The 20,373-nt window shown below is 48.6% G+C and carries 18 protein-coding genes; 12 read left to right on the top strand and 6 right to left on the bottom strand.

From position 1 onward, the window contains the following. The first annotated feature begins 3 nt into the window (after positions 1 to 3). From QWY27_RS03215 to QWY27_RS03170, 10 genes are all read left to right on the top strand, one after another. On the top strand, positions 4 to 993 hold the full coding sequence (locus QWY27_RS03215; RefSeq protein ID WP_290194669.1) for an ABC transporter permease: 990 nt from the start codon (positions 4 to 6) through the stop codon (positions 991 to 993). A 1-nt stretch (position 994) separates the two neighbouring features. Next, positions 995 to 1,834, top strand: a complete 840-nt coding sequence (locus QWY27_RS03210; protein WP_290194667.1) for an ABC transporter permease — start codon at positions 995 to 997, stop codon at positions 1,832 to 1,834. A gap of 4 nt (positions 1,835 to 1,838) precedes the next feature. After that, positions 1,839 to 3,491 carry an ABC transporter ATP-binding protein gene (locus QWY27_RS03205; protein WP_290194665.1) on the top strand — a complete coding sequence of 551 codons (1,653 nt, stop codon included), beginning with the start codon at positions 1,839 to 1,841 and terminating at the stop codon, positions 3,489 to 3,491. Between the two features lie 7 nt (positions 3,492 to 3,498). Continuing rightward, positions 3,499 to 5,205 (top strand): thiamine pyrophosphate-binding protein, encoded by a 1,707-nt coding sequence (locus QWY27_RS03200; protein WP_290194663.1) that lies wholly within the window; start codon positions 3,499 to 3,501, stop codon positions 5,203 to 5,205. A 10-nt stretch (positions 5,206 to 5,215) separates the two neighbouring features. Next, complete coding sequence (locus QWY27_RS03195; RefSeq protein ID WP_290194662.1) at positions 5,216 to 6,460, top strand: Zn-dependent hydrolase; 1,245 nt, start codon at positions 5,216 to 5,218, stop codon at positions 6,458 to 6,460. Between the two features lie 13 nt (positions 6,461 to 6,473). Continuing rightward, positions 6,474 to 7,988, top strand: a complete 1,515-nt coding sequence (locus tag QWY27_RS03190; protein ID WP_290194660.1) for an aldehyde dehydrogenase — start codon at positions 6,474 to 6,476, stop codon at positions 7,986 to 7,988. Positions 7,989 to 7,999: 11 nt separating this feature from the next. Continuing rightward, entirely contained in the window at positions 8,000 to 8,887 is an 888-nt protein-coding gene (locus tag QWY27_RS03185; protein ID WP_290194658.1) for a DMT family transporter, read from the top strand. Between the two features lie 7 nt (positions 8,888 to 8,894). Further along, the gene (locus QWY27_RS03180) at positions 8,895 to 9,911 is read left to right on the top strand and encodes a histone deacetylase family protein (RefSeq protein WP_290194656.1); all 1,017 of its coding nucleotides are present in this window, start codon (positions 8,895 to 8,897) and stop codon (positions 9,909 to 9,911) included. Positions 9,912 to 9,953: 42 nt separating this feature from the next. After that, positions 9,954 to 11,243, top strand: a complete 1,290-nt coding sequence (gene gabT / locus QWY27_RS03175; protein ID WP_290194655.1) for a 4-aminobutyrate--2-oxoglutarate transaminase — start codon at positions 9,954 to 9,956, stop codon at positions 11,241 to 11,243. Between the two features lie 134 nt (positions 11,244 to 11,377). Then, on the top strand, positions 11,378 to 12,256 hold the full coding sequence (locus QWY27_RS03170) for a hypothetical protein (protein WP_290194653.1): 879 nt from the start codon (positions 11,378 to 11,380) through the stop codon (positions 12,254 to 12,256). A 119-nt stretch (positions 12,257 to 12,375) separates the two neighbouring features. Here QWY27_RS03170 and QWY27_RS03165 read toward each other — a convergent pair whose 3' ends face one another. From QWY27_RS03165 to QWY27_RS03140, 6 genes are all read right to left on the bottom strand, one after another. Then, positions 12,376 to 12,837: a MaoC family dehydratase gene (locus QWY27_RS03165; RefSeq protein ID WP_290194651.1), complete on the bottom strand. Its 462-nt coding sequence runs from the start codon at positions 12,835 to 12,837 to the stop codon at positions 12,376 to 12,378. A 26-nt stretch (positions 12,838 to 12,863) separates the two neighbouring features. Beyond that, positions 12,864 to 14,054: a CaiB/BaiF CoA transferase family protein gene (locus tag QWY27_RS03160; protein WP_290194649.1), complete on the bottom strand. Its 1,191-nt coding sequence runs from the start codon at positions 14,052 to 14,054 to the stop codon at positions 12,864 to 12,866. Positions 14,055 to 14,164: 110 nt separating this feature from the next. After that, the gene (locus QWY27_RS03155; RefSeq protein ID WP_290194647.1) at positions 14,165 to 15,151 is read right to left on the bottom strand and encodes an FAD:protein FMN transferase; all 987 of its coding nucleotides are present in this window, start codon (positions 15,149 to 15,151) and stop codon (positions 14,165 to 14,167) included. Next, on the bottom strand, positions 15,132 to 17,339 hold the full coding sequence (locus tag QWY27_RS03150; RefSeq protein ID WP_290194645.1) for a PepSY domain-containing protein: 2,208 nt from the start codon (positions 17,337 to 17,339) through the stop codon (positions 15,132 to 15,134). Before QWY27_RS03150 ends, QWY27_RS03155 begins: the two co-directional genes overlap by 20 nt. A 22-nt stretch (positions 17,340 to 17,361) precedes the next feature. Further along, entirely contained in the window at positions 17,362 to 17,832 is a 471-nt protein-coding gene (locus QWY27_RS03145; RefSeq protein WP_290194643.1) for a DUF2271 domain-containing protein, read from the bottom strand. A gap of 58 nt (positions 17,833 to 17,890) precedes the next feature. After that, positions 17,891 to 18,208, bottom strand: a complete 318-nt coding sequence (locus tag QWY27_RS03140) for a PepSY domain-containing protein (RefSeq protein WP_290194641.1) — start codon at positions 18,206 to 18,208, stop codon at positions 17,891 to 17,893. A gap of 132 nt (positions 18,209 to 18,340) precedes the next feature. Between QWY27_RS03140 and QWY27_RS03135 the strand changes: the two genes are divergently transcribed. Further along, positions 18,341 to 19,000 (top strand): response regulator transcription factor, encoded by a 660-nt coding sequence (locus tag QWY27_RS03135; RefSeq protein WP_290194639.1) that lies wholly within the window; start codon positions 18,341 to 18,343, stop codon positions 18,998 to 19,000. Continuing rightward, positions 19,000 to 20,337, top strand: a complete 1,338-nt coding sequence (locus QWY27_RS03130) for an ATP-binding protein (RefSeq protein ID WP_290194637.1) — start codon at positions 19,000 to 19,002, stop codon at positions 20,335 to 20,337. Before QWY27_RS03135 ends, QWY27_RS03130 begins: the two co-directional genes overlap by 1 nt. Positions 20,338 to 20,373: the final 36 nt, after the last annotated feature.

Raw genomic sequence — 20,373 nt, 5'->3', positions numbered from 1 at the left:
ATCTTGAAATTTCTTTCTTTTCTAATATCACGCTTGGGCAAGGCAGTCTTTGTCGTGCTAGGTGTTGTGGTGCTTAATTTTTTTCTCATACGCATGGCGCCGGGAGACCCCGCAGCGATCATGGCTGGAGAGGCTGCGTCCTCAGATCCTGCGTATGTCGAACAATTGCGACAGCAATTCGGCTTTGATCGACCTGTTTATGAACAGCTTTGGATCTATCTAAAAGGTGTTCTTCATCTTGATTTAGGCTACTCCTATCGCAATCGGTTGCCCGTGCTGGATCTCATCCTTGAGCGCTTGCCTGCAACATTGCTCCTGATGGGATGCGCGTTTGTATTTTCAATTGTGATAGGTGTTTTGCTCGGCGTGCTGGCTTCGCGTTCGCGATACACCAGTCGTCATAAATGGCTGGATTCGACCATCATGTCCGCAGCCTTGCTCTTGTATGCAACGCCGCTTTTTTGGTTGTCCTTGCTCATGATTATTTTATTTTCAGTCACGCTCGGCTGGTTGCCCGCTTTTGGCATGGAGTCTGTGAGCGCGAATTTAACAGGTTGGGCTCGCGCGACAGATATCGCATCCCATCTGGTTTTGCCGGTGATTTCATTAGGATGCTTTTTTATGGCGGTCTATGCGCGACTGACGCGTGCCGCCATGCTTGAAGTCATGGGAATGGATTTCATTAAAACGGCTCGCGCAAAAGGCGTTCCGGCTGGAGACGTGATCAGAAAGCATGTCTTGCGAAATGCCTTGCTTCCTGTTGTGACATTCGCAGGTATTCAGCTGGGACAGATGGCGGGTGGAGCGGTCTTGACTGAAACAGTGTTTGCCTGGCCAGGGATTGGACGTCTGATGTTCGACGCACTCTTGCAAAGAGACTATCAACTGTTGCTTGGGGTGTTTTTGGTCACAGCAACGATGGTTGTGATCTTTAACCTCATCACGGACTTGATCTATAGGTTCATTGATCCACGCATTGAATTCGGGACTTGATATGAGTCAGTTTATTAGGCATTTTGCTTCTAACCGTGGCGCTGTTTTTGGTTCGTTCATCCTTTTAATTGTGATTTTGGCTGGAGTGTTTTGCTCGTTTGTCTTTGAAGAGTCTCCTTGGATGATGGTTGCGCAGCCACTGATTTTGCCCTTCCATGACTCTGAGTATCTCCTGGGTACGGACATGCTTGGGCGCGATATTGCTTCAGGCTTGGCGTATGGTGCACGCGTCTCTCTTTTTGTCGGAATTGTCTCGACCTTGGTCGCAGTGATCGTGGGCGTTTTGATTGGTGCGCTCGCAGGCTTTTATGGCGGCTGGATCGATGATGTGATGATGCGGTTCACAGAGTTTTTTCAAACCATCCCGCAGCTCGCCATGGCGGTTGTATTGGTGGCGATCTTGAGTCCCTCGATGTATTCGATTGTTGGGGCGATCGCGATTGTGTCTTGGCCACCTGTCGCACGTTTAGTCAGAGGTGAATTTCTGTCACTGAAGCAACGCGAGTTTGTGCAGGCCGCTGTAGTGATCGGACAGCGTCCCATTCGAATCATTTTCACTCAAATTTTACCCAATGCGATTTCTCCAATTATCGTGACGGCCTCTCTCATGATCGCTACGGCTATCTTGACTGAATCAGCCTTGTCCTTTTTAGGTCTGGGCGATCGCAACATGATGAGTTGGGGTTTCATGATCGGTGCGTCGCGTACCATGTTGCGTGAAGCGCCATGGATGAGCATCATGCCGGGCTTGGCGATTTTGTTTACCGTGCTCGCGATTAATCTGATCGGAGAGGGGCTGAATGACGCGATGAATCCTCAATTACGCAAGCGGGGAGAATAAGGTCATGTCAACCACCATTGAAAAAAATACCGATTCGCTTTTGAGCGTTCAGGGCCTGTGTGTCCGACTGCCAAAGGGAGGCGATCGCGCCCACGCCATCAAAGATGTGTCATTTGTTTTGAATCCAAATGAAATCCTTTGCATCGTTGGTGAATCGGGCTCTGGCAAGTCTATCAGCGCAAACGCGATTATGGGACTCTTACCCACCTATTTGAAGCCAGAGGCTGGCAACATTATTTTTCGCGGCGAAGACCTGCTGACACTTTCAGAAGATTCTCTCTTGAAACTGCGCGGTCGAGATATCGGCATGATTTTTCAAGAGCCGATGTCAGCCCTCAATCCGCTCATGACCGTCGGTGATCAGATTGCAGAAGTCATGGCTGTCCATCAAGCCTATCCTGGTGTGCTCAGACAAAAGCGCGTGCTTGAGCTCTTAGAGTTGGTGGGCTTGCCCGATCCAGAATCCATACAGTACGCCTATCCCTTTCGTTTGTCTGGCGGACAACGACAACGTGTCATGATCGCGATGGCACTTGCCCTTGAGCCCGCAATATTGATTGCGGATGAGCCCACCACAGCGCTGGATGTGACGACTCAAGCGCAGATCCTCGCGCTGATTAAAAAGATTCAACAATCCATGCAAATGGCTGTGATGTTCATCACCCATGATTTTGGCGTGGTCGCGGATATCGCTGATCGTGTCATGGTGATGGAGAAGGGGCTCGTGGTTGAGCAAGGACCTGCAGATCAGGTGTTGAATGATCCAAAGCATCCTTACACACAGCGTTTGATCGCCGCTATTCCTCATGGCAATTCACAGCCGGAAAACTCCGATCAATCTGATGATGTCGTTTTAGATGTGCAAAAGCTTAGTAAGACCTACGTGACAGCCCGCGGTTTGTTTGTCAAGAAACGAGTGGTGCACGCGGTGGATGAGGTGAGTTTTACAGTTAGAAAAGGACAGACTTTAGGGATCGTCGGCGAATCTGGCTCGGGCAAATCCACGATTGGTCGATGTTTATTAAAACTTGTCGCCATCGATGGCGGAAAGATGATGTTTCACGGCAAGGATATCGCGCCTCTGGCTGAGTCGCAATTCAGGCCATTCCGTCAAAAAATACAGATGATTTTTCAGGATCCTTTTGCGTCCTTGAATCCAAGGCACACAGTTGGCCGGATTATTACAGACGGTCCGATTGCCAATGGTGTTAGTCGCGATGAAGCCAATCAACGCGCTCGCGAACTTCTGAGACTGGTTGAGCTCGATGAATCAGCTTTTGATCGTTATCCAAATGAATTTTCAGGGGGGCAGCGTCAGCGTATCGGTATCGCCCGTGCACTCGCCCTACAACCTGAATTACTGGTTGCGGACGAGTCTGTTTCTGCTTTGGATGTTTCCGTTCAGGCGCAAGTCTTGAGCTTGCTGCAAAATATTCAAAAAAAGCTGAACGTTGCCATGATTTTTATCACGCACGACTTGCGCGTCGCTGCCCAGATCTGCCATGAAATCGCGGTGATGCATCGAGGGAAAATTGTTGAGCACGGCACACCGCAGCAAGTATTTGACCGACCGCTGAACGAGTACACACGCACATTGATTTCCGCTATTCCTGGTCAGCGTTGGAAGCCATTGGCCGCCAGCGATTCTTACAATTAGGTCTCACATGACGCTTCAGACAGACGCTAAAGATTTGCGAAATGGCGGGCAAATTCTTGTTCAGCAGCTCAAAATACACGGAACCAAAAGAGTTTTTATGGTTGCCGGGGAGAGCTACTTGCCATGTATCGATGCTTTTTATGACCATCAAGGTGTCATAGATCCCATCGTTTGTCGTCAGGAGAGCGGTGCGGTCTATATGGCCGAGGCTTATGGAAAACTGACGGGCGAGCCTGGTGTGTGTTTCGTCACCCGAGGTCCGGGTGCGACCAATGCGAGTGTGGGCGTTCATACAGCATTTCAGGATTCAACCCCCTTGATCTTATTTGTCGGTCAGGTTGGTAACGATCATATCGAGCGTGAAGCATTTCAAGAAATAGACTATCGCAAGATGTTTGGCAGTTTGTGTAAATGGGTGGCACAGATCGATCGAACAGAGCGTATTCCAGAATTTGTTGCGCGTGCTTTTGCTGTTGCAACAAGTGGTCGTCCGGGCCCTGTCGTATTGGCTCTGCCTGAGGATACCTTGTGGGGGCGATCGAACGTACCTGACTTGCCACGCTATGTTCGTACTCAAATCTCGCCAAGTTCCCAAGATATTTCTGCCTTGGTCAGCCTGATAACACAGGCCAAAAGACCGATGATGGTCTTAGGCGGGAGCGGGTGGACGCAGGAGTCTAGAGAGCAGATTGGACTTTTTGCGCTGGCATTTGAGATTCCGGTTGGTGTTTCCTGGCGCCGGCTCGAGTGTATGGACTGGGACCATCCGAATTTCGTTGGACATATCGGCTGGGGGATGACCCATGAGCTACGTGAGCAATTAACGCAAGCCGATTTAATTATCAGTGTCTGTGCGCATTTGAATGAACCCACCAGTGAAGGCTATAGCTGGATTGAAAGTCCCATGCCACGACAGAGATTGATTCATATATATCCTGATCCATCTGAACTCGGGAGACTCTATCATCCCAGCCTAGCCATTACAGCGACGCCAGTGGGTTTTGCGCAAGCGTTACAAGGTTTGTCACCGAGTTATGCGCCCGGACGAGGGGAGTGGGTCAAGTCTTGCCATCAAGACTATTTAAATAGTCTCGTTCCACTTGACGCACCCGGCACGCTCAATCTCAACGCAGTGTCCGCTCAAGTCGATGCTTTGCTGCCCAGGGATGCATGCGTGACGGTTGGTGCAGGAAATTATGCGCTATTTCCACATCGTTATCGACGATTTTCAGGTATTGGTACAAGCTTGGCTCCTGTTGTTGGGACGATGGGTTATGGCTTGCCTGCAGCGATTTCAGCAAAGTTAGAGTCTCCCGAGCGAACGGTAGTGTGTTTCGCTGGTGATGGCTGCTTTCAGATGACATGCCAGGAGCTTGGCGTCGCGATGCAATACCGCTTGGGTATTGTTGTGCTGGTATTTAATAACAGCATGTGGGGCACCATACGCGCGCATCAGGAGCGTGAGTTTCCTGGTCGAACGATTGCGCTCGGTTTTGACAATCCAAACTTTTCGCAACTTATTCAGGCCTACAAAGGTTTTGGCCAGACTGTGACACGGACTGAGGATTTTGCAGCTGCGTTCAAAACAGCGCTTGAGTTTGCACACACACAAAGGCTTCCGGCTTTGATTGAGTTGCAATACGACGCGGATGGCATTGCTCCGGGCGATACCTTGACGCAAATTCGTGCACGCGCACTTGCGAAAGTCTCTTGAGGAAATATTCATGAATGAATTAATTGAAAAAATATCAATCAATGGTCCACGTCTTTACAGCTCGCTGATGGAGCTTGCAAAAATTGGTGCAACGGATAAAGGCGGAAATTGCCGTTTGGCCTTGACCAAGCTCGATGGCGAGGGACGTGATTTAGTCGTTGGCTGGATGAAAAGCGCAGGTTTAAAGGTCAGTGTCGATCAGATTGGAAATATTTTTGGCCGTCTTGAAGGCCGTAATCCGGCACTGCCGCCTGTCATGACCGGAAGTCATATCGATACCCAACCCACTGGCGGTAAGTTTGATGGTTGTTTCGGTGTTTTGGCTGGTCTTGAAGTGATGCGTACACTCCGGGAAAAGGGCATACAGACTGAGGCCCCACTTGAGCTTGCAATTTGGACAAATGAGGAGGGGACGCGTTTTGTCCCTGTCCTAATGGGCTCTGGTGTGTTTGCAGGGAAGTTTTCCCTAGAGACTGCATTGAGCGCGAAAGACCAAGATGGCAAGGTCGTTGCCGAAGAGCTCAAGGCAATTGGTTACGCAGGGGAAGCGCCTGCAAAAGGCAGGGCACTGAAAGCCTATTTCGAAGCGCATATCGAACAGGGACCCATTCTCGAACATGAAAAGAAAACCATTGGCGTTGTGACCGGCGGATTGGGTCTGCGATGGTATGACGTGACAGTCACCGGAATGGAAATGCATGCTGGTCCCACTCCAATGCAGGTTCGTCAAGATGCGCTGTATGCGGCTACATATCTGATGCAGTCTGTGATTGATATCGCCCGGGAAAATCAACCACACGGTCGCGGCACGGTTGGTGTAGTGAATGCATACCCAGGGTCTCGAAACGTGATTCCGGGTCGCGTTACTTTTACAGCGGATTTGCGTCATGAAAATGTTGAGACGCTTGCAGAGATGGATTTGAAGTTTCGCAAAGTCTGTCAAGAGATTGAAACTCTTCATTCAGTAAAGGTCAGCATTCAGGATATCCAATATTGGCCACCCACACCCTTTACTCCTTCTTTAGTCAATACTGTTCGGCATGCCGCACAGCATTGCGGCTATTCACACATGGATATCGTCACGGGCGCCGGACATGATGCTGTCTATATATCGAGTGTCGCTCCGACCGCAATGATTTTTATTCCTTGTAAAGATGGCATCAGTCACAACGAAATCGAAGATGCGACTCCCGAAGACATCGAAGCGGGTGCGCAGGTCCTTCTGCAAGCCATGCTTGAAACGGCTGGTCTCTAATGGGAGATAGAAGATGAGTTTGCATGATCTCGCTTACTGGAAAGAAAAAGCAAGTACACTATCTTTGCCACATCAAGCATTTATTGGCGGAAGATTTGTAGATGCCGTCAATGGTCAGACGATGCAGATAGTGAATCCATCGAATGGTGAATTGCTTGTCAATGTTTCCGCTTGCCAGGCAAATGATGTGGATGTCGCTGTCAAGATTGCCAAAGCGTCATTTGAAAGCGCTGTTTGGTCAGGCTTGTCACCGCGTGAACGAAAAACTGTTTTACTCAAACTCGCAACCCTGATAGAAGCGCATACCGAAGAGCTTGCCTTGCTTGAAACACTCTGCATGGGAAAGCCAATAGCAGACGCTGTGATGTATGACATTCCTGAGTCGGCAAAATGCTTTGCCTGGTATGGCGAGGCGATTGATAAGCAGTACGATGAGATCGCACCCACAGGTCAAGACGCTTTAGCAACAATCACAAGAGAGCCGGTCGGTGTGGTTGCAGCCGTTGTCCCGTGGAACTACCCCTTGATGATGGCCTCATGGAAAGTTGCGCCCGCTCTGGCTGCTGGAAATAGCGTGATATTGAAACCAGCCGAACAAACACCGTTAAGTGTTCTCAAATTAGCCGAGTTAGCTTTGCAAGCTGGAATTCCGCCAGGTGTTTTAAATGTCCTGCCTGGAACAGGGGTCGATGCAGGTCAAGCACTCGGTATGCACCCTCAAGTGGATTGCTTAGCCTTTACGGGATCAACCGCCACAGGTAAACGGTTTATGCAGTACTCAGGCATGTCGAATCTTAAGCGGATATGGTTGGAGTGTGGTGGTAAATCCCCCCACATCATTTTTGAAGACTGTCCTGATCTTGACGCGGCAGCTCAGGCGGCCGCAGTCGGTATCTTCGCCAACCAAGGTGAGGTTTGTATTGCCGGATCAAGGCTTTATGTTCATGACAGTATCTATGACATATTCATGGATAAGGTCTCTCAGGCTGCTGCCAAGATGCAACCCGGCGATCCTTTGGATCCAGCGACTGTGATGGGGGCCATCGTCGACGAGCGTCAGTTTAATAAGGTATTGAGCTATATCGAGTCTGGTCAGTCGCAAGGTGCTCAGTTGCGAACGGGAGGTAAGAAAATCAGGGCTGAAAGTGGTGGCTACTTTATTGAGCCAACCATATTTGATTGCACAAGACCTGGTTTGACTCAGTCCGATTTGTCGATCGTTCAAGAAGAAATTTTTGGACCAGTTCTTGCCGCCCAGCGTTTTTCAGATGAAGAAGAGGTGATCAAGCTGGCCAATGACTCTATTTATGGCTTAGGGGCGGGTCTGTGGACCGCAAATTTGTCACGTGCCCATCGCGTTAGCCGAAAACTTCGTGCTGGTTTGGTTTGGGTGAACTGTTATTTTGATGGAGATATCACTGTTCCATTTGGCGGGGTCAAGCAGTCGGGTTTTGGTCGTGATAAGTCACTTCACGCTCTCGATAAATATTGTGATTTAAAAACTACTTGGTTCAATCTTAAAGCGTGATGCTGTCCCAAATGAAAACAGAGGACCAGACAAACTGGCTAAGAGGATTTGGTATTTTTTTAACGGCATTGTTTGCGCTGGCTGTTCTGGATGTGATGGCCAAAGATCTGGTTCAACGCAACTCGGCTCCACTGGTCAATCTCACACGCTACATTGTTGTTCTGGCGATGGCGCTTGGCGTGATGTTTAAAAACAAAATTCCTTTCGTTGTGGCAGCACCGCAACGCAGACTGTTATGGATACGTGGTGCAATGCTAGGGATGGTGGGTATTTGTTTTATGCCAGCGCTTCAATACATGCCTTTGGCAGAAGCGACAGCGATATATTTTTCAGCACCTCTGATGATCGTTGCGCTCGCTCCTTTGATGCTCAAAGAAACTGTCAGGTTTAAACAGATCGCTGCGGTTGTGGTTGGAATGATTGGGATGCTCTTGATTGTTCATCCAAGTGGTCAGCTTTCCCTTCTGGGGAGCGCGTTGATGCTGATGGCGGCAATAAGTTTTGCGATGGTGCAGTTATTGACGCGCAAGCTCTCTGGACAGGTGACAAGCGAGCAACAGTTTCTATATGCGGCTGTGATCTGCACGGTGATGGGGACAATCGTGTTGTTGTCGTTTTGGCCGACCCGTTGGCCTGACGCTCACGATATGATTGAAATGCTTTTAGTCGGATTTCTGAGTGGGATTGGACAGTATTTGTTGATACGCGCTTTTCAATATGTGCCGGCTTCCGTGTTGGCGCCATTTAATTACTTTCATCTCCTGTTGGCCGTGATCTTTAGTATGCTTGTTTTTGATCATTTTCCCAAGTCCTTGGCTGTCATCGGAATGTTGCTCATTACGCTCGCAGGTTTGTCGATCTCGCTCCCGACTCTTATCTCAAATTTTCAAAGAAAGTGAGTCTCTCATGAAATCTTTTTATCATCCAAACGTCAAACTTCATCATCCACAGACTTATCTTTCTCGCGGTCAGATGAGAAAACCACAAGAAATTCCTGATCGCGTCGATGGCATTTTGGAGGGTTTATCAAAAATGAACCTCTCTGTGGTGGAACCGAAAGATTATGGCCGCACTCCTTTGTTGGCTGTTCATGCTCCTGAGTATCTGAATTTTCTTGAGCATGCACATCGTCGCTGGAAAGAAATTCCCCAAGACTGGGGTGATGAGGTGATGTCAAACGTCTATGTCCGGCACCCCAATCCTTTGCGCGGGATCCTTGCCGAAGCCGCCCGTTATCTTGCCGACGGCAGCTGCCCGATTGGCCCGCATACTTGGACTTCGTCCTATTGGGCGGCCCAATCGGCGGTCGCCGCCGCAGAGGAGATCTTGGCGGGTGAGCGCAAGGCCTACGCTTTGTGTCGTCCACCTGGCCACCATGCGCGCCGCGATGCGGCGGGTGGCTTTTGTTATATCAACAATGCTGCCGTCGCCGCGCAACATCTCAGACAAAAATTTGGGAAAGTTGTTGTACTTGATACGGATATGCATCATGGGCAGGGTGTTCAAGAAATTTTTTACGGCAGAGATGACGTCATGTATGTTTCCGTTCACGGTGACCCCACGAATTTCTACCCTGTTGTTGCCGGCTTTGACGATGAGCAAGGGGAGGGTCAGGGTGAGGGCTTTAACTTGAACTTGCCTATGCCGCACGGGTCAACCGAGAAAGTGTTCTTTGACAAGGTGCAGGTCGCGATCGAGACCATCCAGAGGTTCAAGCCCGATGCGATCGTTCTTGCCTTGGGGTTTGATGTCTATAAAGATGATCCCCAGGCTCAAGTTGCGGTTACGACAGAGGGATTCGCGCGATTGGGAAAAATTGTCTCGGATTTGAATCTTCCCACGGTGGTCGTGCAAGAGGGTGGGTATCACCTCGGAGCGATGTCTGATAACACACATAGTTTTTTCACTGGATTTTTGAAATAAATTTGAAAGTTTTCTCTCTTTTTGATGAGGCAGGGACAAAAAATGAATAATTCGGATATTACAAAGCGCCGTAAAGCGATAGCTCCACGCGGAGTTGGCATTATGTGTGATTTTTATGCAGACCGTGCTGAAAACGCAACCCTTTGGGATGTTGAAGGCAACAAGTACACCGACTTTGCTTGCGGTATTGCTGTCATGAATACTGGCCACCGTCATCCTGCATTAGTCCGTGCGATGCAGGAACAGCTTGAACGTTTTACGCATACGGCCTATCAAGTCATTCCTTATGAAAGTTATGTATCGCTGGCTGAGCGTGTTGCCGAGATCACACCCATTTCAGGTCCAAAGAAAACTGCATTTTTTACAACAGGTGCTGAGGCTGTTGAAAATGCAGTTAAAATCGCACGGGCCTATACCGGGCGTCATGGCGTGATTGCTTTTTCCGGTGCGTTTCATGGTCGTACAAATCTGGGGATGGCGTTGACTGGCAAGGTTGTTCCTTACAAGACTGCCTTCGGACCTTTCCCTAGCGACATTTATCACGTTCCATTTCCGAGCGAAATGTTGCATGTTTCAGTCGCGGAGTCGATCGCTGCGATTGAAAGATTGTTCAAAGCTGATATTGAAGCAAGTCGCGTGGCTGCGATTATTTTCGAACCTGTGCAAGGTGAGGGAGGCTTCTATATCATCCCTAAGGAACTTGTTATTGCTCTGCGCAAAATTTGTGACAAGCATGGCATTTTGCTAATCGCTGACGAAGTGCAATCAGGCTTTGCGCGCACGGGAAAGATGTTTGCAATGGAGCACTATGGTGTCGAAGCGGATATTGTGACGATGGCCAAGAGTTTGGCGGGTGGCATGCCTCTGTCCGGTGTCTGCGGTCGTGCCGATGTGATGGATGGTCCCGCTCCGGGTGGTTTAGGCGGCACATACGCAGGTAATCCGTTGGCGATTGCGGCTTCGCATGCGGTGATCGATACGATCCAGGCAGAGGGCTTGTGTGAGCGTTCCGCACAGTTGGGTCAGCAACTGATGACGACTCTTGAGGCTGAAAGGAAATCAAATCCTGCTATTGCGGAGGTAAGGGGACTGGGTTCGATGGTTGCCGCGGAGTTTTGTGATCCTAAAACGGGTGAACCTTCACCTGAAATCACAAACGAAGTTCAAAGAATAGCGATGTCTCATGGATTAATTCTTTTGACTTGCGGCGTTTATGCCAACGTGATTCGTTTCCTGTATCCTTTGACTATTCCCCAAGAGCAGTTTGATGCCGCTCTTGAAATCATCAAACTTTCTATTCGCGAAGCAAGCAGAATGCGCCTTGCTGCGTAATGAGTGATCTGCGATCACAGTTTTGGTATGTTGAACTGTGATCGCAAACGATAAGATTGCCAAACCCGCATGGTTTAAATGCATTGACCAGAATACACTGGCGTATTTGAAGTACACCTTCAAAGGCCATCGCAATGAAAAAAGCATTTATTCTCAGCATGGCAATGCCTCTTTTGACCGTCTTGTCGACAGTCTCCAGCGCACAATCTACTTCGACTTCACTTGTTCCAAATTCAGGCGCTTATCTCGGCTTGGGTATGGGACTGAATTCGACAAAATTCAAAGGCCAGATGCTTGAAGCGACTGGTACCTCGACTGTAACGAATACCTCTACAGGCGCCTTTGAGTCCTCAGGGACTGCAGGAGGACCACCTGTCGGGATTGATATGCCCACTGCGAATGGCGTATCCCCATCTATTCAGGCTGGATATTTTCAAAAATTTAAAGATTCTGATTACTTGTGGGGCGTAAAGTTTTCCTATGGTTACTTAGGGGGGACAACAGCGACAAACGACTACATTCGAATCCCGCAGTATGGCTCTTATTCAAATGGCACCCCCTTTACTGGGAATGCTATTGCTAGCTCATATCAGAAAACAATTAACCATCAGTTTTCATTGATTCCATATTTCGGTCAGTCTTTTGAAAGAGGTACTGTTTATTTTGGCGTGGGTCCAACCCTGTCGCAAGTCGATACCAAGATAAACAACCTTGTTGGTTTTGCCGATTTAAACGGTGCGAGAACCGATATTTCGGGTGCGCCGCAAAACTTTTCTGCAAGCCAATGGGTCTGGGGTGGTGCGCTGGTTGTGGGCGGAACGTATTACCTCGACAAGTCCTGGTTTCTCGATCTGAGCTATACGATCAGCATGACACAGAATAAAACCGCAAGTTATTACTCTACATTCAACAATCCAAGCACTCCCAGCACTTATAGCGGCTCGTTGATCGGTAGCAGTACAGGCACTGCTACCACCCAGTCTATCCTGTTAACAATCAACAAGGTTTTTTAAGTTAGTCGAGTTTGATCCCTACATGCATAACCTTGCTCCAGCTTCAGAGCCAGGGGTATTGTGTAAGGTGTAGGTTGAGTAAGTGAATGTCTCGTGAGTCGATTAAATTTCTCTGATCATCATGCACAAAGGCTGGGATGGCGTTTAATTAAATATTTTTGTTCACCTTGCATCACCAATTCATTTCGCTGGTTAAGAATGGTCGATGCGAGTGTGACGACACCCGTCGTCTTGCCGCAATCCAATTTTGATATCTTTAAGCTTGGATAGAGAGTGTCGCCAACGTAGACAGGTTTGAGAAAATGACTGGATTGTTCAATGAAGCCTTTCATTGAGTCTTCGACGTAATGGGGAAACCAGCCAGCGCCTGCAGCACTTTGAATCAATATCTGAAATCCGTGCGCCCCTAAATTGGGCATGCCTCGTTTACGACAGTACTCAACATCGTAGTGACTTGGGTGGTTATCCGCGCTTGCCAACTGGAAGGCCGCGAAAAGAGCCTCAGTCATCGTGCGAGAAGGTATTGGAAATTCTTCACCGATCGTAAAATCGTCAAAGTAATACTGCTTGAATGTAAACATAAAATCCAACTTTTTTATCGGTCTAATTATGCCTGTTCAACGACACCATGCTTAAGTAGTTCATCGATGCGCTCATGTGACAGACCCATTTCAGTAAGTACCTCTTTTGTATGCTCACCTAATAAGGGTGCATGGCGAGAGGCTTGCCTGGGTTGATTGTTAAATTTGACTGGGTAGCCGACATTTTTCATCGGCCCTAAAACTGGATGATCTGTTTCAACAAAGAGTGAACGAGATTGAACCTGAGGATGTTCAAGCGCTTGATCAAGGGTATTGATCGGTGAGCAGGGCACACCAGCTGATCTGAGTAAATCCAACCATTCATCAGTTGAGCGAGTACGCATGATTTTGCCGACAGTTTGAACTGTTTCATTAAAATTGGATACGCGCGCAGCGTTGGTGATAAAGCGTGGGTCATTCATTAAGGCTTCGGATTGGATGGCTCCACAAAATCGTCTCCATTGCGCATCGTTGCCCACACCAAGCATGAGATAACCATCTGATGTTTCAAATGCTTGATATGGTGACATGGCAGGATGAGCTGTTCCCATCCGACGAGGCGGTGCGCCCGTACGCCAGTAGTTTTGGGCCATATACCCCATTTGAGAAATCGAAGTATCTAGAAGAGAGACTTCAACGTATACGCCTTTTCCTGTTTGTTGTCGCTCCAGTAATGCTGCCAAAATTCCGCTCAGTGCAAATGATCCAGTGCCAAGGTCGACAGGTGAAAAACTTGCGCGTGAAAATCCTCCATCAGGGTCACCCATTGAACTGAGCATTCCACTAAAGGCCTGGAGCATGACGTCATAACCTGGCTCTTTGCCTAATGGGCCATCGCGACCATAGCCGGAAATTTCAAGATAAATGATCCTGGGATTAATTTTTTCGATGGTTTCATAATCGACTGCGAGCTTTTTGGCGGTTCCAGATCCAAACCCCTGGAGAATAATATCGGCACTGGCGACAAGCTCATGAATAATTTTTTGACCGTCAGGAGATTTAAGATCTAAGGCGATACTACGTTTATTATGATTGACCGCAAGGAACATAGCGGATTGACCTTTTTCTTTGGGTAGCCAAGCCCGTGTATCGTCTCCGGAGCCGACTGGCTCAATCTTAATGACATTTGCCCCGAGCTCCCCTAGAAATTGGGCACACAGTGGACCTGCCAGCACTTTACTCAAATCGATGACTTTGATATTTTTTAATGGTTTCATTTAAGCTTTGATGTGACTGATTTATTTATATCAGTCTATTATGCAGTGCAAAATCCCTCAAGTGTGAGTGATCTCCACCCTAAGTAAGGAAAGATTATTTCTTTTTTGAGTTATGAGGTTCGCAATGGTATTGCTGAAATCATGCTTTTTTGTTTACTAAAAATTTGACCGAATCCTACGGATTTGACGCCATTTGTTTCATCTCGTAGTAAGAAGAGAGCGCTTAATCCTTGTTTTAACAAAAGAGTAGAGCCCTTGTCAGGTCCAAGCACCATGAGGGCGGTCGCCCATGCGTCTGCCTCTGCGCAAGTCCGAGCGACTACTGTGACAGAAGCGGGTGAAGTGGTCAGTGGCGCGCCGCGCATAGGATTCATCGTGTGTGACAGACGACGACCCTCAACCATCACATAGTGACGATAGTCACCCGAAGTTGCGACGGCTCCATCGTGCAGTGTCAGTATCGAGTGTGGCTTTCGACAATCAGATTCGGGCGCTTCGATAGCGATAGACCAAGGCTCACCATCTGGCCGTAGCCCCAGTGCACGCATTTCCCCATCAATCCCCACCAGTCCTGAGCGGATTCCGTGGTTTAACAGAACTTCAGCTAAACGATCCACGCCATAGCCTTTCGCAATACCATTTAGATCTATTGTGATCATGTCACGTTTACATACGCGTGTTCCTTTGACTTCAAGCAACTCATATGCAGGGCGACGTGGCCAATTTAGCGCCGTCATTATGTGGTCTTGATGAGCATCTTCTGCAGCAAAACCCCAGGCACGTACTGCGTCACCCATTCCGATATCGAATGCTCCACCCGAGGCACGACCAATTGTCAGGCCCAAGTTAAGTACGTGAATCAACTGGACAGGTAATTCGATTGGCGCACCTACGGGCGCATTATTTAAACGCATTAGGTCACTCTCTGGCTTCCAAGTTGACATTTGCGCATCAACTTCGTCGACAGCACGTTGTAACGCATTTTTTAATGATGCTGAATCAAACTCCGATGATGCGAAAAATAAGGCTGACCATCGCGTACCCATCGTTGAGCCGTTTAGGGTGTTCCGGATCATTTCAGTAGACGTCTTCGACATAGCGTTTTTTTTCTCTAAGTATCGCAGGTGTGATGCCTGAAGGTTTCAGAATTTCTGTCAGTACCTCGGCTACGCCATGCGCCATCTCGCGTCCTCCGCACACCATCACCTTTGCACCTTGACGGATAGCTTCAAGCACTTCTTGTGATTCCTGACGCAGTGCATCCTGCACATAATTTGGCGGTGAGGCCCTTGATGTCGCGATCGAAAGACGAGACAGCCTGCCTTCGATTTTCCAGCGTGAGAATTCTTCCTGATATAAAAAGTCGCTATCAGGGTTTCGAATGCCAAAAAATAGGTGAATCGGTCGATGTTGCTGATTGCCTCGGATGAAGCCAGCTAATGGTCCTATCCCTGTGCCTGCTCCAATCAAAATCAAGGGTGTCATCGCTTGTTCTGCATGAAAGTTTGGATTGCGCTGCAAAAATGCTTGAATAGACTGCCCGGGTTCGAGATTGACCAATTGTCCCGATGACAAGCCGCATTTGTGTTGACGAACAACTATTTCGATGAAATTATCTTTGGAACCTGAAGCTAGGGAATAGAGCCGCGGTACCGAAGATCCATTTGGCAATATGCCTAACAGGTCGCCTGCCTCGTAATCAGAAAAACCTTGTTTTATTAGTTTTCGCCACCAAGACGCTTTAGGCAAGGCAAATCTTAAGATCACCATCGGCACCTGAACGGCTTGCCCGTAATTGCGTCGCTCCAGAAGTGTGAGCGATTCGGTAGCGGGAGGGACAGGCTGATGGGAAAGCTCAAGCTGAAGTCCAAGTGCCTCGCCAAGCAAGTGTCCCCAACGGGTAAAGTCTTGTGCCGATTGACGATCAATCGTGTCAAGAGCAAGTAGCTTTTTCCAACCTATTTCACTGGCGGTTTGATCGACGCTTTCAGCGAAGGCGCAAAATTCGGGAAAACTGCGGTCACCAAATCCCAATACCGCGACCGGAGCAGCGGGTGGTTCCTTTAGCAAGCGAATTTGTTCAAGAAACCTTACAGCCGAGGAGGGAGAGTCACCGTTGCCATATGTCGCGGCTAGGATTAAATAACGCTTTGCATTTCGATAACGCGCAGGATTAAAGCCATCCATGGGTGCGATGTGGACTAACTGCCCTGCCTTGCGAAGGGAGTCGGCGAGTGTTCCGGCAAACCCCCAGGTGCTGCCCCCCTCGGAGCCAACTAAAATAACTGTGTGCGCTGCACCACTTGGATCATTATTCATCAGTTTTGGACGTTTGCGAATGCCAACAAGCCAAACAATACCTCCCGTCACTGCCAACACAGGAACTGAGAGCGCGATTAATCCAAGTAATATTCCAAATACCGCAGTACCCTGGCCTGTATGCAACATGTTGATCGTCTCTGATATTCGTTGGCTCATACTCAAGCCTTGCCACGAAAGGAGTGTGCCAGTTCCTTGGTCGATATGTCCTACCCCACGATCCGTCTTTAGCGTGTAAACGTCTTGTGAGTCGCCAAGTGCGGGAAAGCTTAGTTCACGAATCTCTGTCACCGATATTGCCCGCAGAGCTGAAATCTCTGCTACGCGCAGGCCCTTCTTTCCGCTTGCAGGTGCGATGACTTGAGTCTGCATGGGTTCGACGTTGATGATTTCGAAAGTTTCAGCGGACATCCACAGGGCAGTGAGTGCGGAAAATCCCAAGCCAAACACTGCAATACGCGAGATGTCGGTGTGTAAACGTCCAGCGAGTGGTCCCTTTAGACCAATAAACCACTTTCGCCAACCGCCTGTTCGACGTGCAACCAGTACTGCTCCCGAAATCACCAATAGGATCATGGTCAGTGCGCTAACTACAACAATCAGTCGTCCGAGATCCCCAAGAAAAAGAGAACGATGAAAATTTGTCAACCAACGTTGCACTGGATCGGGATCAGCTGGGGCCAGATCTTGGCCTGATTGTGGATGGATGATGGCTGAACCAGGCTGATCCCCATCAAACCACCAGGCTGTCAATTTTCCTGAGGGTGAACGCTTGAGTTGTTCGAGACCAGGGTGATTTGCTTGCACGCGTTCGACCAGCTCGGCAACTGTTATTGTGCGCTGAGTCGATGGGGTTTGCTTCGATTCAATGAGAGGAAACAAAGATAGAGCAGAACCGCTTAAGGCAGTCAAGACTAGTAATACGCCGAGCACAAGCCCAAACCATCTGTGCAGGATGCGGTGCATGAAACACTCTCCGATGCTGAGCTTAAGGAGTGTATGTGAACCCGGCAACAAAGCGCCGTCCCACATTCGGCTGACCAGCGCCGGCCTTTGTAAGAGGTATCGAAATATCTCGAGGGCTATCTCGCAAGTCTTCGGCTGCGGCATCAATGTTTATTTTGTAACCGGCATCAAACAATGCATCAGCTAAATCTACAGTGATCTTTAGTTCGCGTCCTGCGCCTACGCTCGCTCCGGTAATGCCGTTAATCGCTGAAGATTTCCCCCCCGTTGCGCGATACCATTCAGTCAAGTGTTTGTAATACTTTGATTTTTCGCCTGCAACCCAAATTGTGCGAACGAAAGCGCCTGAGGCATCAGTTAAATACACAGCAAGATAGGCGCCATCGCCACCGTACTTCTTGAGTGTAGTGGTCAGTGTGACCGGTCGTGCCGCAGCCAAGCCTGGTATTAATAGTGCAGTAGATAATGCAAGACAAGAAAATATATTCTTCATAGAGGTACCTTGTGCACGTAGCGATGAAAATAGAGATTGAGTGATTGATCCGTCAATCTCAGCGGACACTTTGATTTTGCAAGTATCGAGAGGGGTTGTTACCAGCTAGAAAGCGAACTTCCAGCTTCAGGATGGAGAGTGTCGAGGGGTCGATCTTCAACCGTACCTGATTACCCTCAGCATCTCGCGCTCGGATTTCGTAACAACCATCGTCGATGCGTAAGCGTTCCGACTCCAGGCCTAGTTTGCTTACATAGGCCGTAACAGCTTCACGAGACTGCCAGTCGGTCATGGCTCGGCGACAGTCTTCGCTTGCATATGCCAAGAGAGGACTGCAGAGAGAAATTATGATGCCAAGACGTAAAAATTTTTTCATTCCAGATCTCCTATATTCTTGATGAATGAATCATGCCCTGCTAATGTGACCAAATCCTGAAGCAAGATCAAAAATTTCTTCAGCTTCCCTTCAGGTTGTTGTGTATTTGACGCTATCGCGAGGAATTGATTGATGCGTATCCTACTTATTGAAGATGACGCGGTCTTGGGGACTGCTCTGCGTGATCAACTTGTGGACGACGGTCATCCAGTGGACTGGGTGCAACGTCTTGACGAAGCTCAGAGTGCACTCGCTGGAATTTCATATGATCTTATTTTGCTTGATCTCATGCTGCCTGATGGCAAAGGCATTCCGTTTCTGAAACGCTTGCGTGTTAGAGGGGATAAGATTCCTGTCATCATCTTGACTGCACTGGACCAAGTGTCTGACCGTATTGAGGGTCTGAATGCCGGTGCAGACGATTATCTGGTGAAACCGTTTGATTTGGCAGAGTTATCTGCCAGGATAGGTTCTGTGGTGCGTCGTTATGGAGGTAATCCAAATCCAATCCTGAATATTGGATCGCTTCAAGTTGATCTGGCAGCACGTCGTATACGACTTGGGGATCACCTTGTCACATTGACAGCGCGCGAATGGGCCGTGTTGGAGGCGTTGATGTCCAGACCTGGACAATTATTCTCTAAAGCGCAGTTGGAAGAAAAATTATATTCTTTTGAAAATGATGTCGAGAGTAATACGATTGAAGTTCACATCAGTCGATTGCGTAAGAAGTTAGGCGCTCAAATCATCGAGACTGAGCGAGGTATGGGCTATAGATTGGGACAAGTTTGATGCAAGCATGGAGTCTGCAGCGAAGGTTGGGCGTGACGCTGGGCGTCCTTCTTTCGATCCTTTGGATCGTAGCGGCAACAGTAACTGCTCTCCTGGCGCGTCATGCTATCGAGGATGTTTTCGATTCTGCTTTGCAAGAGACTGCTCAGCGGATCATGCCACTTGTCGTAACGGATATTCTTGGGCGTGAGCCAAATGATACGATTCAGCGTTTGTCCGTTGTTCGAAATCACGACGAACTGCTAACCTACATCGTGCGCGATAAAGAAGGGAGCCTACTCCTTCTTTCACATGATGCAGATCCGGAAATCTTTCCGAGTTGGAGCGGAACTGGATTTAGCCAGTCTTTGACTCATCGATTTTACAGTGAGGAAGCGTTGCAGGGATCAGTTCGCCTGACGATTGCAGAACCGCTGGCTCATCTCAACAATGTTGCGCGTAATATACAAATGGGTTTGGGACTTCCATTATTGATTTTTTTACCATTTGCGCTCTTGGTTGTCGTTCTTGCTGTACGCTCAAGTCTAGCTCCTTTGCATCAGTTCAGAAAGCTCTTATCGATCCGCAGTGTGCGAGATTTTTCGCCTCTATCTTCTGCCGGCTTGCCCAGTGAGGTCGCTCCGGTGACCGAGACCTTAAACAATTTGCTCAATAGGTTGGGAGCAGCTTTTGAGGCTGAGCGAAATTTTGCGGCTAATGCTGCGCATGAATTGCGAACGCCGCTCGCTGGTGCGATTGCTCAAGCACAAAGATTGCAAAGCGAGACAGAGGATCAGAGAGCTCAAGCACGTGCTGCGGATATCGAGTTGACACTCAAACGCTTGGCAGGTCTTTCAGAGCGCTTGATGCAGCTCGCTCGAGCCGAAGGCGGACGATTGAGACTGGAACAAATCTCTGACTTGAGACTTGTGGCTGAGATCCTAACTGAGGACTTCAGGCGTTTAGTTGGACGATCGGGGGTCCTCATGGATTTACCAACTTCTCCAGTAATGTCTGACCTAGATCCTGATGTATTCGCGATCATATATCGCAATCTTGTTGAGAATGCGTTGCGCCATGGAACAGAAGGTAAGTCAATACATGTTTCGCTTTCAAGAGATGGACTCCTCAGCGTTGCAAATGATTGTCCCACAGTGCCTGAAGAAACTTTGACTAGATTGACTGATCGATTCGAACGGGCAGATAATGCTTCAGAGGGTAGTGGTTTGGGTCTGGCTATAGTGAATGCCATCGCAGAACGGATAGGCAGCAAGCTTTCTCTTCATTCACCCATACCAGGCAAAGAAAGTGGATTTGAAGTGTCTCTTAAGCTTCCAGTCTCTTCATTGATCAAATAGTTTGTATGGCATATGTCTTAGACGAGTCAGCTTGCG

Source organism: Zwartia vadi (assembly GCF_030410375.1).
Taxonomy (GTDB): Bacteria; Pseudomonadota; Gammaproteobacteria; order Burkholderiales; family Burkholderiaceae_B; genus Zwartia; species Zwartia vadi.
The sequence above is the reverse complement of the archived record's forward strand: the minus strand, read 5'-3'. Positions and strand labels throughout refer to the sequence as shown.